This is a genomic window from Amycolatopsis sp. FU40, assembly GCF_021903635.1.
Classification (GTDB): Bacteria; Actinomycetota; Actinomycetes; order Mycobacteriales; family Pseudonocardiaceae; genus Amycolatopsis; species Amycolatopsis dendrobii.
Genome location: NZ_CP091381.1, coordinates 7,131,947 through 7,147,021, shown reverse-complemented (window position 1 = coordinate 7,147,021; position 15,075 = coordinate 7,131,947). Strand labels below are relative to the sequence as shown.

The following is a 15,075-nucleotide window of genomic DNA, read 5'->3' as shown; positions in this document are numbered from 1 at the left end:
ATGTCCGGGGTCGTGAGCGCGCACGCCGGTTCTAACCGGCATTGCCACTCACGACGACTTCGCGAGCCCCACGCGCAGCGCGCCGGCCATCTCCGCGATCGCCTCGCGGAACCGTGTCCCGACTCCGGCGAAGTTGAGGAATCCGTGGATCAGGTCGGCCTGCCTGCTGACCGCCACCGGAACGCCGGCCGCACGCAGTTTCTCCGCGTACGCCTCGCCTTCGTCGCGCAGCGGGTCGAAGCCCGCGGTCACGATGTAAGCGGGCGGGAGTCCACTGTGGTCAGACGCGAGCAGCGGCGACAGCCGCGGGTCGGCCTTGTCGACGCCCTCGGGCGCGTAATGCCCCTCGAACCACACCATCGCCTCGTCGGTGAGGAAGAGGTCTTCGCCGAAGATCTCGCGAGACCGGCGTCGCGTGGTGAAGTCGACCGCCGGGTAGATCAACAGCTGGAACGCGGGGGCCGGGCCGCCGCGCCGGGTCGCCTCCAGCGCGACGACGGCGGAGAGGTTGCCGCCCGCGCTGTCGCCGCCCACCGCGATCCGGTCCGGGTCCGCGCCGAGGTCGGCCGCCTTGGCGTGCGCGTAGTCGAACGCGGCCAGCGCGTCGTCCACTGGTCCGGGGAACGGGGTTTCCGGCGCGAGCCGGTACTCGACCGACAGCACCCGGACCCCGGCGTGCTTCGCGAGGTAGCGCGCGGCGTTGTCGTGCGTGGCCCGGCTGCCGATGACCCATCCGCCGCCGTGGAAGAACACCAGCAGCGGCGACGGTTCCGGCAGGCCGGCCGGGGTGTAGAGGGTGGCGTCGAGAGACCCGTCGCCGGACGGAATGGCGACGTCGCGCGTCGCAACCGGGTCGATCCGCTTGCCGTTGACCAGGTGCTGGCTCGCTTCCAGCAGCGCGCGCGACCGCTCGACCGACCCGTTGACCAGCGAAGCGCCGGAGAGCTTCTGCAGCTTCAGCAGCAACTGGGCGTCGAGGGCGAGTTCCTGGCCGTCCAGCCGGAGCGGCGCTCCGGCGATCAGCCTGCGCACCGGGCGGGGCAGCCAGAACAACAACTGCGCGGCGGCAGCCTGGGCACGGATCTGCGGCGGAATGGCCATCGTTCCTCCTCGAACGCCGGATGAGCCGAGGCTACTTGCCAGTAGGTACGTTGGTCCAGTCGGCGTGTGACCCAAGCCTCCGTCTCAGATCCTGGTCCTCTACTTAGGTAGAGGGGTTAGCCTCAAAACGAGCCAGCGTGGCGCAGCCACTCCATTGAGAGCGGTGGTGGGGAGGAAGGTCGGAAGTGACTTCAGCGAAAAAGGTCAAGGTGCTGGGCATTGGCGGCTCGCTGCGAGAGGGCTCGCAATCCGAGCGCGCGTTGCGCATCGCGCTCGCCGCCGCCGAGGAACGCGGCGTCGTGACCGAGCTGATCCCGGGCCCCGAGCTGGTCCTCCCGTTCTACGACACCGCGATTCCGGAGCGGGACGAACGCGCGCGGAAGCTCATCGAAGGCGTGCGCCAGGCGGACGGGCTCATCGTCGTCTCGCCCGGCTACCACGGCGGGCTGTCCGGGCTGGTCAAGAACGCCCTGGACTACATCGAAGACCTCCGAGAGGACGCCCGCCCCTACCTCGACGGCCGCGCGGTGGGGCTCGCCGCCGTCGCGTACGGCTGGCAGGCCGCGGTCACCACGCTCGAACAGCTCCGCACGATCACGCACGCGCTACGCGGCTGGTCCACCCCGTTGGGTGGTTCGATCAACTCCGCCGAGACGAAGTTCGACGAGGGCGGCGGCGCGTCGGACGAGAAGAGCGTCCGCACGTTGCGTCTCATCGGGGAGCAGGTCGCGGAGCACGCGTTGCTTCGCGCACACTGAGGTTTCGCCTCCTCGAATCCCGGTTATTCCCGGGGTGATGACTGCCATGCCGGGGCACGGTTCCGCGGATGCGGGACGTTGGACTCATTGAGACGCTGACTCCGGAGGCGTCCCGATGAGGAGGTAACACGCATGGCCGAGCCGATCTACACCGCCGTCGCGACCGCGCGAGGAGAAGGCCGCAACGGCGACGTGACGTCCTCGGACGGCGTGCTGGACGAGTCGCTGGCGATCCCCAAGGAGATGGGCGGTCCCGGCGGGGACAAAACCAATCCGGAGCAGCTGTTCGCCGCAGGGTACTCCGCGTGCTTCCTGAGCGCGCTGCAGGCCGTGGCCCGGCAGGCGAAGGTCGCGCTGCCCGCCGCGACGGTGACCGGTTCGGTGAGCGTGTTCAAGAAAGACGTCGGATTCCAGCTCGGCGTGCGGCTCGACGTTTCGCTGCCCGGTTTGGCGAAGGCCGACGCCGACCAGCTGGTCGAGCAGGCACACCAGGTCTGCCCGTATTCCAACGCGACCCGCGGCAACATCGAGGTGGAGCTGACCACCAGTGTCTGAATAGGCACCGTCTGAACCTTAAGACAGAGGAGGGACACCCGAGATGACCACTTCCCCGATCAAGAGCCCGCTTTCCGACTCCGACAAGGAGATCACCGGCAACGCGCTGCAGGCGACGCTCGCCGACCTGATCGACCTCTCGCTGATCGCGAAGCAGGCGCACTGGAACGTGGTGGGCCAGAACTTCCGCAGCGCGCACCTGCAGCTCGACGAGCTGGTGTCGACCGCACGGCAGTACGTCGACGAGGTGGCCGAGCGCGCCGCCGCGATCGGGGTTTCGCCCAACGGCAAGGCGAAAACCGTCGTGGCGACCTCCGGTGCGCCGGAGTACCCGGACAACTGGCAGTCCGTCGAGTCCACCATCGCCGCGATCGTCGACACCCTCGCGGCGCTGATCGACCGGCTCCGCAAGCGTATCGACGAGACCGACAAGAGCGACCTCGTCACGCAGGATCTGCTCATCGAGATCACCCGTGCGCTGGAAGAGGCGCACTGGATGTGGCAGGCGCAGCAAGCCTGACCCACGCCGCCTGACCGAAAGCCGCCCGCCCTTGTCGCGGGCGGCTTTCCGCATCCGGTGGTCGTCGCGGGCGCCCGGCAGTAGGTTCGCTGACATGGTGCTGCATCAGGGGAAACAAGATCGGGCAGACCGGAAGACCGGCACGAATCCGTTGTACGCCGGGAGCAATCCGGCGCTCGCCGCGGACTTCGCGATGCCGCGCGACCGGCTGCGGGACGATTCGCTGCCGCCGGACACGGCGCTGCAGCTGGTGCGCGACGAGCTGATGCTCGACGGCAACGCGCGGCTCAACCTCGCCACGTTCGTCACGACGTGGATGGAGCCGCAGGCGCGCGAGCTGATGGCCGAATGCGTCGACAAGAACATGATCGACAAGGACGAGTACCCGCAGACCGCGGAACTCGAGCGGCGTTGCGTCAACATCCTCGCCGATCTGTGGCACGCGCCAGATCCCACCAACATCATGGGCTGCTCGACCACGGGGTCGTCCGAAGCCTGCATGCTCGCCGGAATGGCGTTGAAGCGGCGCTGGTCGAAGCTGGGCCGCACCGGGAAGCCGAATCTCGTGATGGGCATCAATGTCCAGGTGTGCTGGGAAAAGTTCTGCGAGTACTGGGAAGTCGAGCCGCGCCTGGTGCCGATGGAGGGCGACCGGTACCACCTGTCCGCGGAAGAAGCGGTGAAGCTCTGCGACGAGAACACCATCGGAGTCGTCGCGATCCTCGGCTCGACCTTCGACGGCAGCTACGAGCCGGTCGCCGAGGTCGCGGCCGCCCTCGACGCACTGCAGGAGCGAACCGGCTGGGACATTCCGGTGCACGTCGACGGCGCGTCCGGCGCGATGATCGCCCCGTTCCTCGACGAGGATCTGGAATGGGACTTCCGGCTGCCGCGCGTCGCGTCGATCAACACTTCCGGGCACAAATACGGCCTCGTCTACCCCGGCGTCGGCTGGGTGGTGTGGCGCGACAAGGAGGCGCTGCCCGAGGAACTGGTGTTCAACGTCAATTACCTCGGCGGCGACATGCCGACCTTCGCGCTCAACTTCTCCCGCCCTGGCTCGGAAGTCGCCGCGCAGTACTACACCTTCGTCCGGCTGGGTCGCGAAGGTTTCCGTGCGGTACAACAAGCTTCGCGCGACGTGGCGACCTACCTGGCCGGCGAGATCTCCAAACTGGAGCCATTCGAACTGCTCACGCGTGGCGACCAGCTGCCGGTATTCGCCTTCACCACCCGCTCGGACGTCACCGCGTTCGACGTCTTCGACGTTTCCCGCCGCCTCCGCGAACGCGGCTGGCTCGTGCCCGCGTACACCTTCCCGGACAACCGCACCGACCTGGCCGTGCTGCGCGTCGTCGTCCGCAACGGCTTCACCCACGACCTGGCCGACCTGCTGCTCGCCGACCTGAAGCGCGTGCTGCCGGAGCTGAGCCGCCAGCCGTCCCCGCAGCACGACCCAGCCACGTCGACGGGATTCCACCACTGACCGCTACCAGCGAGTAACCTGGCTGGTATGGGCCTTGCCAAGGATGAACGCCAAGCGCTGAGCGACCTCTTCGAGCAGCTCGGCCCGGACGCCCCGACCCTGTGCGAGGGCTGGCAGACGCGGGATCTGGCCGCGCATCTGGTCGTGCGAGAGCATCGACCGGACGCGATGCCCGGAATCGTGGTGCCCGCGCTGGCCGGTCACACGCAGAAGGTGCAGGACGGCGTCGCGGCGCGCCCGTGGGACGACCTGGTCGCCCAGGTCCGCCGCGGCCCGTCCCGGTTCTGGCCGACGTCCATCGGCCCGGTGGACGAGGCGACGAACAGCGCTGAGTTCCTGGTGCACCACGAGGATGTCCGCCGGGCACAGCCGGAGTGGACCCCGCGTCCGGCAGACCCTTCGCGAGACGCGGCGGCCTGGAAGCTGGCGACGCGGACGGCGAAGCTGAATCTGCGCAAATCCCCGGTCGGGGTGGTGCTGCGGACCCCGGGCGGCCAGTCGGCTTCGGTGAAGTCAGGCGCGCCGGTGGTCACGGTGGTGGGCGAGCCGGTGGAACTGCTGCTGTTCGTCTTCGGGCGCGATGCGGTGCAGGTGACTTATGAGGGTGACGATGCCGCGGTAGCGCAGTTGAAGGGCGCTAAGCGCGGGCTGTGAGCCGGGCCGTCCAGGAGACCCCTGGACGGCCCGAACTTCTCAGCGCATTCCCAGCGCCCGCAAGGCGAAGTACACCTCGATGGACGTCTGTTTGATCGTCTCGGCGATCACCAGCGAACCGTGTCCGGCGTCGTAGCGGTAGAACTCGTGGGGTGCGTCGCGCTTGGCGAGGCGGTCCAGGTAGTTCTCGATCTGCCGGATCGGGCACCGCGGGTCGTTGTCGCCGGCCAGGATCAGGACCGGGGCGGCGACCGCGTCCACGTACGTCAGCGGCGAGCACTCGCGGTACACCGCGGGCACGTCCTCCGGGGAGCCGCCGAACAGCGCGCGGTCGAACGAGCGGAGCTGTTCCATCTCGTCCTCGTAAGCCGCGACATAGTCGGCTACCGGAACGCCTGCGACGCCCGCGGCCCACCGGGTCGGCTGGGTGCCCAGCGCCAGCAGGGTCAGGTATCCGCCCCACGAAGCGCCGTTCACGACGCACTTGTCCTTATCGGACAGTCCACTTTCGACTGCCCAGTCGTGGACCGCCGCGACGTCTTCCAGTTCGGTCAGGCCAGGGCGGCCTTCGATGGCGTCGCGCCACGCCGAGCCGTAACCGGTGGAGCCGCGGTAGTTCACCTCGACCACGGCGAATCCGGCGTCCAGCCAGGTCGCGCGATAGGCGGAGAACCGGTCCTCGTCGGCCGCGTGCGGGCCGCCGTGCAGCGAAAACACCGTCGGCAGCGGGCCTTCGGGGGCATCTGCGGGCCGGGAGACCAGTGCGTGGATCCGGCCGCCGACGCCCTCGACGAACGCGTCGGTGACCGGCGACGAACGCGGTGCGCGCTCGCCCGGCGGCGTCAGCAGAACCGAGTCGGTGCCGTCGGCCGCGCGGGCACGGACCGCGGCGGGTTCGGCGGCGCTGGACCACGAGTACTCGATGGTTCCGTCCGGTCGCACGCCCGCGCCGCCGATCCGGCCGGCCGGAGTGTCCACAGCGGACAGTTCGCCGGTGTCAAGGTCGTAGCGGTACAACGAACTGCGCGCCTCGTGGAAGTGCACGACGAGCAACGCGCGCGCGTCCGGATACCAGTCCGCGACGACCTCGCCGGGCAAATCGATCAGCAGTTCGGTTTCGGTGTCCGCCTGTACATCCCACACCAGCAGTTCCTCGCGGCCGCGGCGTTCGTGCAGGACCAGCACGCGCTGGTCGCCCGGCAGCGGCGAGAACTCCAGTGCCTGCAAGCCTTTTCCTTCGCCGTCCCACTTTTCCGCGACGGTCGTGAACCCGTCGGTGGACAGCACTCGCAGCGCCGGGTGCCGGGAATCCCCGTGCTCGGAATGGGAAATAGCGAGCAGGCTTTCGTCGCGCGACATCGACGCGATCCCGGCGTCGTCCGCGTGCTGGTAAAAGCGCTCGGTTACGCCGTCGATTTTCGCGAACAGTTCGCTGCCGTCGTCGGTCGAAACACCGGCCGCGATTACTCGCTGGCCGATTTCCAGGCCGGCCGGGTATCCGTCGTGAATATCGGGCAGTGCTTTGACGGCCGCGGAGCTGTCGCCGTCGAACGGCTGGCTGCGCCAGGACCCGAACTCGTCGCCGTCGGTGTCGTCGAACCACCAGATGGCTGTTCCGTCGGGGGAGGGCGTGGCGTGCAGGGTGCCGTTGGGCCGGTTGGTGACGCGCCGGTGACTGTCGGTGGCCCGGTCCCACGCGTAGACCTCCCATACGCCGCTGGCGTTGGAGACGTACACGTTGGCCTCGGGTGCGTCGCGGGCCCACTCGGGCACCGAGATGCGCGGCGCGTGGAACCGCGCCAGCCAGCGCTTTTCGGCTTCGGGGTCGTCGAACAGGCGGTCCGGGACCACCGCGGGCGGATTTTGGTTGCCTGACTGCGTGCTCACCCCTCGATCCTGCCACCTTCCACCCGTACTCTGTGCGGGGTGCTGGAGGGTTACGCGCCGGGCTATGCCCAAGACGCGCTGTCGATGATGAACACGCGCACAGCGAGTGACCGCGCCGCGTTCGCCCAACAACTCTTCACCCCGGGCTCAAGAGTCCTCGACCTAGGCTGCGGTCAAGGCTCCATCACCAAGACTCTGGCACCCGCCTGTCACGTAATCGGCGTAGACATCCACCACCCCCTGCTCCCCACAGGGTCCACAGTGGACTACGTCACCGCCACCGCTTACGCCCTCCCGTTCGCCACCGCTTCGCTAGACGTCGTTTTCTCCCACGCCCTCTTCGAACACCTGACAAACCCCGCAGCAGCCCTAACGGAAATCCGCCGCGTCTTACGCCCAGGCGGCCACTTGGCAATCTCCACCTCAGACTGGAGCAGAGCAAAAATCCGCCCCAGAACCGCAAACGTAGACGCCGCCCTGCGCGGGCACTACCTCTTGCGCCGCCAAAACGGCGGAGACCCCTTCTCCGGCCGCACGATCGCCACAAAACTAGCGACCGCAGGCTTCACGAACATCACCGAACGCACTCGCTACCGCGAAGACCTGACCTACCGAGCCCTAGCCACCTACATAGAAACCCGCCTAGCCGCAGCCTTGGCACGACCCCTGACGAAGGACCACGACCAGCTGACCTCAGCAGCCCGCTCCGCCTGGTCCTGGACAAAGTCCCCCGCCATCGGCGACTTCCACCAATGCTGGCAAGAACTAACCGCCACCCGCTAACCACAACCCTCGTGCGCCGTAACGCGCAACCACCCGCCACCCAACCGCACCAATGCACTCTCGCGCCCATGCACTTTCGGGGGTCCAGGGGGCGAAGCCCCCTGGCGGGGGCCTGGGGGTCCGACCCCCAGAAGACACAACGAAGTGAGGACCTGTATCTGCGCTTTCCGCAGACACAGGCCCTCACTCACCAGTCGGGGTGGCGGGATTTGAACCCACGACCTCCTCGACCCGAACGAGGCACGCTACCAAGCTGCGCCACACCCCGAGGTACTTCTCAGCGGGTCGGGAGTAAGTCTAGCGGACGGGTTTCGCGGCTTTACGCGGGGCTGGTTTGCGGGGGTCGGAGGCCCCGGATCCGCGCGGGACCAGCGTCAACAGGCTCGCTTCCGGCGGGCAGGCGAAGCGGGCGGGGGCGTAGGGGGAGGTGCCGAGTCCGGCGGAGACGTGGAGCCACATGCGGGCTCCCCAGCGGGAGGCGCCTCGGGCGCGGCTGCGGTCGAGTTCGCAGTTGGTGATGATCGCGCCGTAGCCGGGGATGCGGAGTTGTCCGCCGTGGGTGTGGCCGGCGAGGACGAGGTCGTAGCCGTCGGTGGCGAAGGTGTCGAGGACGCGTGGTTCCGGGGAGTGCGTGACGCCGAGGCGGACGGCCGCGGTGGTGTCGGCGGGTCCGGCGATGTCGGAGTAGCGGTCGCGGTGGAGGTGCGGGTCGTCGACTCCGGCGGCGAAGACGGCCCGGCCGCCGACGTCGACCGTGCGGCGGACGTGGGTCAGGTCGACCCAGCCGTGTTCGACGAAGGCGGCGCGGAGGTCGCGCCAGGGTAGCTGGGTGCCGTGGATGCGCTTCTTCTTGCCGCGGGGCATGAGGTAGCGCGCCGGGTTTTTGGGTTTGGGCGCGTAGTAGTCGTTGCTGCCGAAGACGAACAGCCCCGGCCGGTCGAGCAGCGGTCCGAGCGCGCGAAGCACGGAGGGGACAGCGGTGCGGTGCGAGAGATTGTCGCCGGTGTTGACGACGAGGTCGGGGTCGAGTTCGTCGAGCGCGGCGACCCAGCGTTGCTTGGCTTGGTGACCGGGAAGCATGTGCAGGTCAGAGACGTGCAGGATGGTGAACGGCGGCGTGCCGGGTGCGAGGACGGGCAACTCGGCGGTCCGCAGGGTGTAGCGGCGGCGTTCGATGCCGACGGCGTAACCGAGGGTGGCGGCCCCGAGGGCGATGGTCCCCGCGGCCAACCGCTTCGCGGTGCCCCCGGGCGGATTGGCGTTACCGAGCGTGCTCACAGGGTCGAGGATACGTGTTCGATCGGGTCGTCCGCTGTGGCCGGTGCCGGATGGCGCAGGGCGAAGGTCTCAGCGGCATCCTCTCGACATCCAGCGCCGGGCGTCGTTCGATCGAAGTGGATTGGACCAGTCCGGCAGCGATGCGGAGCCTGGCTATGGGAGCGGCGATTCTCTTCTTGCTCGCGGTGCTCGTTCTGCTGGTGGTGCTGGCGTCGTTCCCGTGGCGTCGGAGGGCGGAACCCTGGGCGCTGAGCGCGGTTGTGCTGTTTTCGCTGGGGTGGCCTGCTTACGAATACTGGGACGGCGGCATGCCCAGCCACTGGGCGCCGCAGGTGTGGCTGATCGCGCTGGGACCCGGTTTTCTGATCGCGATCGTGCGGCTTTTCCGGATAGCGCTCAAAGGATGACGCTGAGCCCGGACAAGCGAAACGGGGCGTGAGATCCCCTCTCCCGCCCCGTTCTCACCGGATTCAGTTGGTGTACGCCGGATCCTCCGGCGGCAGCGGCACGACCGGCTGGCCCTCCATGATGTTCTTCATCGCACCGAACCACGTCTGCGCGGGTGTCTTGCCACCGAACATGTTTCCGCCGCCGCAGGTGGTCACGTTGCCGACGCCGTTGTAGCAAAGACCGCCGTTTCCGCCTTCCGGACGGAACACCATGGCCGCACCGGCCATCTGCGGCGTGCCCGCCACGAAGGTCGCCGAGCCGTTGTTCTGGGTCGTCCCCGTCTTGCCGACCAATGGCCGGTTCCAGCCGACTGCCTGCGCGGCCTTGGCGGACGTACCGCCGGGCTCCTGGTCGTCCTTGCTCATGCCGACCGCCATCGTGTTCGCCAGGCCCTCCGGCACGACCTGCTCGCACGCCGCTTCCTTGATCGGCACCGGTTTGCCGTCGCGGTCGGTCACCGATGCCAGCGGAGTCGGCGGGCACCATTTGCCGCCGCTCAGGATGGTCGCGGCGACGTTCGCCAGTTCCAGCCCGCTCGTCGGGCTGAAGCCGAGCGTGAACGCACCCGTGCCCGGGTAGCTGCCCTTGGGGCCGTAGGCCTGCGCCTGAGTCTGGTTCTTGCCCGGGTCGGTCGACTTCGGGTCGACCTTTCCGCCGCCCTGGTTGCTCGCCATCGTCTCGCGCATGCCCAGCTTCGTCGCCATGTCGATGGCGGGCCCAGTGCTGCCGAGCTTGTCCTCCAGCGCCACGAACGCGGTGTTCGGCGAGGTCGCCAGTGCTTGCTGCAACGAACCCGAATCGGGGTAGCCGTTGCCGGCGTTGCCCACGCAGTACCAGCGCGTGTTCGGCGCGCCGGTCGGCGGGCAGTGCGGCTGACTGCCGGTGAACACATGTGAGACATAGCTGCTGCCGATCGGGATGTTGCTGTAGATCCCGGCTATGTGCTGGTTCAGCACCGCAGCGGTGGTGAAGATCTTGTAGCTCGACCCCGCGCCGCCGGTGTTGAACACTCCGGACGGCAACGCATACGTCGTCTGCCCTTGATCCGCGTCGATGCCGTAGTCCCGGTTCGCCGCGAGCGCCACCACTTCGTGCCGGTCCTTGCCCGGCCGGATCAGCGAAAGCGTGTTCGCGACGTTCTTCTGGGTTTTGCTCACCTGTGTCTCAGCCGAGACCTTCGCCTCGTGGTTGGCCTTTTCGTCCAGCGTGGTCTTGATCGTGTAGCCGCCGGTGTACAGCTGGTCCTCGGACATTCCGGCCTTAAGCAGATAATCCTGGACGTACTGGCAGAAAAAGCCGTTCTCGGTCCCGGCCCCGGTGCAGTTCGACGCGGGCTTCTGCGGAGTGTCCGGCACCACGCCGAGCGGTTCCGCCTTGAACTTGTCCGCGTCCGCCTTCGCCAGTTTCTGATTGCTGACCATCCGGTCGAGCACCAGGTTGCGCCGCTTCGTCGCCTTGTCCGGGTGGTTCCACGGGTCGAGGACGATCGGGTTGTTCACGATGCCCGCGAGCAGTGCGGCCTGCGGGACGGTCAGGTTCTCCGGCGTGGTGTTGAAGTAGGCGTGCGCGGCCGCTCCGATTCCGTAGATCTGCCGGGAAAACTCGACGATGTTGAGGTAGCCCGCGAGGATCTGGTCCTTCGAGAGCTTGGTCTCGAGGTTGATCGCGATCCGGGCTTCCTTGAGCTTGCGCGAGAGCGACTGCTCCTGCGCCTTGGCCTGCCCGTTCTTGTCGTCCCGGTAGACGACGTTGATCAGGTAGTTCTTCACGTACTGCTGCGTGATCGTCGAGGCGCCCTGGGTGTCCCCGCCCGCGGTGTTGGAGACGGCGGCGCGCAGCGTCCGTCCCCAGTTCACGCCGTGGTGCTCGTAGAACGCCTTGTCCTCGGCCGACAGCAGCGCCCACTTCAGCGCCGGGTTGATCTGGTCCGGGCGGACCGGGATCCGGTACTGCTTGTACAGCGTCGCGATCGGCTTGCCGCCGGAGTCGGTGATAGTCGTCACCAGCGGCGGCGGGATGTCGGCGAGGTCGGACGACGTCTTGTCGACCGTTTCGCTCGCCTGGTTGGACACGACCCCCGCGGCGCCCACCACCGGGAACATGATCCCGGCGACCAGCACCCCTGCCAGCAGGCACAGGCCGAGGAGCTTGAAAAGACCATCCGTTTTGCGCACGAAAGCCAGGGTACTGAAGGCCCGTGTCGCCCTCGTGACCTAAGGGCCCGCGCGCCCCTGCCCGCGATCGTTAACGGGACCCCGTGTCGTGACCTTTGGTAACGGAATGCATGCTAGGTCTCGACGGAGGGAACCGAGGGACCCTACAGTCCGTCAACGTCTCACGTAGATGCCGACAGACGGAGCAGCCCGGGTGGGAGCCTGGCTGGTCCGGACGGCGGCAGCGGCACCGGGGAGGTGCCGTCACCGACGTGCGGCGCAGTGGGAAACGCTCGCGGGGGTGGGAGCGGGAGCTTCGCCTTCGCTGGTGCCATACACCAGATGAGGGAGCTGGGGGTATGCAAACCAATCAGGTTGGCTGGCGGGTCGATGCCTCGTGCCGGGACGCTGATCCCGACGGGTTGTTCGTGCGAGGCGCCGAACAGAACAGGGCGAAAGCCGTGTGCATGGGGTGCCCGGTCCGCACCGAATGCCTCGCCGAGGCGCTCGACGGCCGGATCAATTTCGGGGTCTGGGGCGGGATGACGGAACGGGAGCGGCGCGCTTTGCTGCGCCGTCGTCCGGACGTGACCAGCTGGACCGACCTGCTCGAAGCGGCCAAGCGGGACGCGCTGGCCGCCGCGGCGGGCTGAACCTGCTCGTGAGTGGCTACGCCGGTGAGAACCGGCGTAGCCACTCACGACGTCAGCTTTACTCCGATGTCGCGCAGGCCTTCGAGGTCGTGCACGTCACCGGCGAGCGCGGGCACCCGGGTCAGCGGCACTTCCGGATGCGCGCGGGTGAAGCGCGCCAGCAGCCGGTTCTCGCGCTCGGCCAGTGCGACGCGGTCGGCGTGCAGCCGCAGCACGGCCTCGGCGAGCGGCGCGTTCTGCACCGACTCCGCGGCGGTGAGCGCTTCGGTCGCGGACAGCGGAGCGAGCACTGGATGCGTGCGGTTGGCGACCAGACCGGCCAGCGGCATCGATTCGCCGGCGAGCCGCTCGACGAAGTAGGACGCCTCGCGCAGCGCGTCCGGCTCCGGCGCGGCCACCACGAGGAACGAGGTGCCCGACGACCGCAACAGCTCGGCGGTCTTGCGCGCGCGTTCGCGGAATCCGCCGAACATGCTGTCGAAGGCCTGCATGAACGCCGACGCGTCGGCGAGCAACTGGCCGCCGATGATCGTCGACACGGCCTTCGCGAACATCGAGAACCCGGCGCTGACCACCTTGCGCAGACCCCAGCCGCCCGCCTTCGCCGGGCCGGTGAGCAGCCGGATCATCCGGCCGTCGAGCGCGGTGGACAGCCGCGTCGGCGCGTCGAGGAAGTCGAGCGCGGACCGGCTCGGCGGCGTGTCGACGATGATCAGATCCCATTCGTCGGTCGCCGCGAGCTGGCCGAGCTTTTCCATCGCCATGTACTCCTGCGTGCCGGAGAACGACGTGGAAATGGTTTGGTAGAAGGGGTTCTGCAGCAGCTGCTCGGCCCGCTCGGGCCCGGCGTGCACGCGCACCATGTCGTCGAACGTGCGGCGCATGTCGAGCATCATCGCCCACAGTTCGCCCTTGGGCTCGAAGCCTTCGACCCGCACCTGCTTCGGGTGATTGCCCAGTTCGCGCAGCCCGAGCGCCTGCGCGAGCCTGCGTGCCGGGTCGATCGTGAGCACCACGGTCTGCCTGCCGCGTTCGGCTGCCCGCAGCGCGAGCGCCGCGGCGGTGGTGGTCTTGCCGACGCCGCCGGAACCGCAGCACACGATCACGCGGCTGGCCGGGTCGTCGAGGAGGGCGTCGACGTCGAGCGCCGGGTCGGCAGCCATCAGCGCACCCCCTGTTCCTGCAGCGTTTCGGCGAGTTCGTAGAGCGCGGCGACGTCGACGCCGTCGGTGAGGTCCGGCAGCTCCAGCGTCGGCAGATCGGCCTCGGCGAGCTGTTCGCGGGCCCGCTGTTCGGCGGCGACGCGGACGGCGTGCTCCACGGTTTCCTCCACGAGCGCGTCGAGCGTCGCCTCCGGCAGGTTCAGCCCGGCTGAGGCGAGGCCGGAGCGCACCCGGTCGGCGTCCACCCGGCCGTCGGCGGCCGCGGTCACCGAACGCGCGGGCAGCCGCGGCGGACGGACCCGGTTGACCAGCACGGCGCCCGGCCGCAGGTCGGCTCCGTCCAGTTCGGCCACCGCTTCGACGGTCTCGCGCACCGGCATCTCCTCCAGCAGCGTGGTGAGGTGCACGGCGGTTTCGCCGGAATGCAGCAGCCGGACGACGCCGTCGGCCTGGCCGCGGATCGGACCGGTCTTGGCGAGGTCGGTGAGAGCCTTGGTGACGTCGAGGAACTTCACCACGCGCCCGGTCGGCGGCGCGTCGACCACGACCGCGTCGTAGGTGTGGCGGCCGTCGGATTCCGTGCGCCCGACGCATTCCTTGATCTTCCCGGTGAGCAGCACGTCGCGAAGGCCCGGCGCGAGCGTGGTGGCGAACTCGATCGCCCCCATCCGGCGCAGCGTCCGCCCGGCGAAACCGAGGTTGTAGAACATCTCGAAGTATTCGAGCAGCGCCGCTTCGACGTCGATGTGCAGCGCGCGCAGTTCGCCGCCGCCGGGGACCGACGCGATCCGCTGTTCCGCGTACGGCAGCGGTTCGGTGTCGAAGAGCTGTGCGATGCCCTGCCGTCCCTCGACCTCGATCAAGAGCACCCGGCGGCCATTGCGGGCGAGCGCGAGACCCAGCGCCGCGGCGAGCGTGGTCTTGCCGGTTCCGCCCTTGCCGGTGACGAAATGCAGCCGGGCCCTGGCGAGCTCGTCGGTCCAGCCGGCGGAGGGTGTGGTCACATCCTCAACACTAAACCGGTGCTCAGCTGGCCAGCATCATGACGCTGACCGCAGCGGCGACCACCGCGACGACGATCCAGGTCACCAGGCCGGGCAGCACGGTCAGCGTGAGCACTGCCACCACGATCAGCCCGGTGAGGGTGACCGCGCCCGCGATCGCCACCTGGCCCGAATCGTTCACCCGGTCCCGCGTCTTGGCCATCACGGCCAGCGCGAGCGGCACCCCGGCCACGGCGAGCAGCACGGTCGCGACGATCCGCCAGGTCTCCACGTGCCCACGCTAGCGACCTCGTGAGCGGCGATCGCGGTTCTTGCCGTGATCGCCACTCACGAGAGCGACGATCGGATGTGAACTGACCCACACTCGCCCGGCCTAGCCCGGCGCTCCCCTGGACGGGTGACGGGCTTTCGGCGGCGGCGGTCCGGAGGGGCCTTGCCCGCTTGGTTACGCTCCCGAGTCATGAGTGCGACCAAATGGGAGTACGCCACCGTCCCGCTGCTGATCCACGCTACGAAGCAGATTCTCGACCAGTGGGGCGAGGACGGCTGGGAGCTGGTGACCGTGCTGCCCAACCCGAGCGGCGAACAGCACGTCGCGTACCTGAAGCGGCCGAAGAGCTGAGGGGGCGG

Annotated in this window: 16 protein-coding genes and 1 tRNA gene; 9 read left to right on the top strand and 8 right to left on the bottom strand. The window is 68.6% G+C overall.

The window, feature by feature from the left end; genetic code table 11:
* Window positions 1-48: 48 nt before the first annotated feature.
* The gene (locus L3Q65_RS33585) at window positions 49-1,101 is read right to left on the bottom strand and encodes an alpha/beta hydrolase (protein ID WP_182892624.1); all 1,053 of its coding nucleotides are present in this window, start codon (window positions 1,099-1,101) and stop codon (window positions 49-51) included.
* A gap of 185 nt (window positions 1,102-1,286) precedes the next feature.
* On the opposite strand from L3Q65_RS33585, the gene L3Q65_RS33580 reads away from it, so the two are divergent.
* The 5 genes from L3Q65_RS33580 to L3Q65_RS33560 all read left to right on the top strand — a co-directional run bounded on the left by L3Q65_RS33580 (window position 1,287) and on the right by L3Q65_RS33560 (window position 5,074).
* Complete coding sequence (locus L3Q65_RS33580) at window positions 1,287-1,859, top strand: NADPH-dependent FMN reductase (RefSeq protein WP_182892623.1); 573 nt, start codon at window positions 1,287-1,289, stop codon at window positions 1,857-1,859.
* A 132-nt stretch (window positions 1,860-1,991) separates the two neighbouring features.
* On the top strand, window positions 1,992-2,414 hold the full coding sequence (locus L3Q65_RS33575; protein WP_182892622.1) for an organic hydroperoxide resistance protein: 423 nt from the start codon (window positions 1,992-1,994) through the stop codon (window positions 2,412-2,414).
* A 43-nt stretch (window positions 2,415-2,457) separates the two neighbouring features.
* A complete protein-coding gene (gene dps, locus L3Q65_RS33570) occupies window positions 2,458-2,934 on the top strand; it encodes a DNA starvation/stationary phase protection protein Dps (protein ID WP_182892621.1) in 477 nt (158 codons plus the stop codon).
* Between the two features lie 94 nt (window positions 2,935-3,028).
* On the top strand, window positions 3,029-4,420 hold the full coding sequence (locus tag L3Q65_RS33565; RefSeq protein ID WP_182892620.1) for a glutamate decarboxylase: 1,392 nt from the start codon (window positions 3,029-3,031) through the stop codon (window positions 4,418-4,420).
* A 27-nt stretch (window positions 4,421-4,447) separates the two neighbouring features.
* On the top strand, window positions 4,448-5,074 hold the full coding sequence (locus tag L3Q65_RS33560) for a TIGR03085 family metal-binding protein (RefSeq protein ID WP_182892619.1): 627 nt from the start codon (window positions 4,448-4,450) through the stop codon (window positions 5,072-5,074).
* A 39-nt stretch (window positions 5,075-5,113) separates the two neighbouring features.
* Here the strand turns inward: L3Q65_RS33560 and L3Q65_RS33555 are convergent, their stop codons facing one another.
* Window positions 5,114-6,961, bottom strand: coding sequence for a prolyl oligopeptidase family serine peptidase (locus L3Q65_RS33555; RefSeq protein WP_237597520.1), 1,848 nt, complete (start codon window positions 6,959-6,961; stop codon window positions 5,114-5,116).
* Between the two features lie 39 nt (window positions 6,962-7,000).
* On the opposite strand from L3Q65_RS33555, the gene L3Q65_RS33550 reads away from it, so the two are divergent.
* Window positions 7,001-7,744 (top strand): methyltransferase domain-containing protein, encoded by a 744-nt coding sequence (locus tag L3Q65_RS33550; RefSeq protein ID WP_237597519.1) that lies wholly within the window; start codon window positions 7,001-7,003, stop codon window positions 7,742-7,744.
* A 194-nt stretch (window positions 7,745-7,938) separates the two neighbouring features.
* On the opposite strand, the gene L3Q65_RS33545 is transcribed toward L3Q65_RS33550, so the two are convergent.
* Window positions 7,939-8,012 (bottom strand) — tRNA-Pro (locus L3Q65_RS33545).
* Between the two features lie 29 nt (window positions 8,013-8,041).
* On the bottom strand, window positions 8,042-8,974 hold the full coding sequence (locus L3Q65_RS33540) for a metallophosphoesterase (protein ID WP_220507619.1): 933 nt from the start codon (window positions 8,972-8,974) through the stop codon (window positions 8,042-8,044).
* A gap of 203 nt (window positions 8,975-9,177) precedes the next feature.
* On the opposite strand from L3Q65_RS33540, the gene L3Q65_RS33535 reads away from it, so the two are divergent.
* A complete protein-coding gene (locus L3Q65_RS33535) occupies window positions 9,178-9,429 on the top strand; it encodes a hypothetical protein (RefSeq protein ID WP_182892615.1) in 252 nt (83 codons plus the stop codon).
* Window positions 9,430-9,492: 63 nt separating this feature from the next.
* Here L3Q65_RS33535 and L3Q65_RS33530 read toward each other — a convergent pair whose 3' ends face one another.
* Window positions 9,493-11,646, bottom strand: a complete 2,154-nt coding sequence (locus L3Q65_RS33530) for a transglycosylase domain-containing protein (protein WP_182892614.1) — start codon at window positions 11,644-11,646, stop codon at window positions 9,493-9,495.
* A gap of 338 nt (window positions 11,647-11,984) precedes the next feature.
* Between L3Q65_RS33530 and L3Q65_RS33525 the strand changes: the two genes are divergently transcribed.
* Entirely contained in the window at window positions 11,985-12,278 is a 294-nt protein-coding gene (locus L3Q65_RS33525) for a WhiB family transcriptional regulator (protein WP_020664154.1), read from the top strand.
* 44 nt (window positions 12,279-12,322) lie between these two features.
* Here the strand turns inward: L3Q65_RS33525 and L3Q65_RS33520 are convergent, their stop codons facing one another.
* The 3 genes from L3Q65_RS33520 to L3Q65_RS33510 are packed head-to-tail and all read right to left on the bottom strand — an operon-like array spanning window position 12,323 to window position 14,716.
* Window positions 12,323-13,441: an ArsA family ATPase gene (locus L3Q65_RS33520; protein ID WP_182892613.1), complete on the bottom strand. Its 1,119-nt coding sequence runs from the start codon at window positions 13,439-13,441 to the stop codon at window positions 12,323-12,325.
* On the bottom strand, window positions 13,441-14,445 hold the full coding sequence (locus L3Q65_RS33515) for an ArsA-related P-loop ATPase (protein ID WP_037808405.1): 1,005 nt from the start codon (window positions 14,443-14,445) through the stop codon (window positions 13,441-13,443). Before L3Q65_RS33515 ends, L3Q65_RS33520 begins: the two co-directional genes overlap by 1 nt.
* 22 nt (window positions 14,446-14,467) lie before the next feature.
* On the bottom strand, window positions 14,468-14,716 hold the full coding sequence (locus L3Q65_RS33510; RefSeq protein WP_182892612.1) for a hypothetical protein: 249 nt from the start codon (window positions 14,714-14,716) through the stop codon (window positions 14,468-14,470).
* 189 nt (window positions 14,717-14,905) lie between these two features.
* Here L3Q65_RS33510 and L3Q65_RS33505 point away from each other — a divergent pair, with 189 nt between their 5' ends.
* Window positions 14,906-15,067 carry a DUF4177 domain-containing protein gene (locus tag L3Q65_RS33505; RefSeq protein ID WP_020664158.1) on the top strand — a complete coding sequence of 54 codons (162 nt, stop codon included), beginning with the start codon at window positions 14,906-14,908 and terminating at the stop codon, window positions 15,065-15,067.
* Window positions 15,068-15,075 lie beyond the last annotated feature (8 nt).

Excerpts from the sequence above, each read along its gene's own strand:
- L3Q65_RS33565 (WP_182892620.1), top strand. The coding sequence starts at position 3,029 with ATGGTGCTGCATCAGGGGAAACAAGATCGGGCAGACCGGAAGACCGGC.
- dps (WP_182892621.1), top strand. The coding sequence starts at position 2,458 with ATGACCACTTCCCCGATCAAGAGCCCGCTTTCCGACTCCGACAAGGAG.
- L3Q65_RS33575 (WP_182892622.1), top strand. The coding sequence starts at position 1,992 with ATGGCCGAGCCGATCTACACCGCCGTCGCGACCGCGCGAGGAGAAGGC.
- L3Q65_RS33585 (WP_182892624.1), bottom strand. The coding sequence starts at position 1,101 with ATGGCCATTCCGCCGCAGATCCGTGCCCAGGCTGCCGCCGCGCAGTTG.
- L3Q65_RS33520 (WP_182892613.1), bottom strand. The coding sequence starts at position 13,441 with ATGGCTGCCGACCCGGCGCTCGACGTCGACGCCCTCCTCGACGACCCG.
- L3Q65_RS33505 (WP_020664158.1), top strand. The coding sequence starts at position 14,906 with ATGAGTGCGACCAAATGGGAGTACGCCACCGTCCCGCTGCTGATCCAC.
- L3Q65_RS33525 (WP_020664154.1), top strand. The coding sequence starts at position 11,985 with ATGCAAACCAATCAGGTTGGCTGGCGGGTCGATGCCTCGTGCCGGGAC.
- L3Q65_RS33560 (WP_182892619.1), top strand. The coding sequence starts at position 4,448 with ATGGGCCTTGCCAAGGATGAACGCCAAGCGCTGAGCGACCTCTTCGAG.
- L3Q65_RS33535 (WP_182892615.1), top strand. The coding sequence starts at position 9,178 with ATGGGAGCGGCGATTCTCTTCTTGCTCGCGGTGCTCGTTCTGCTGGTG.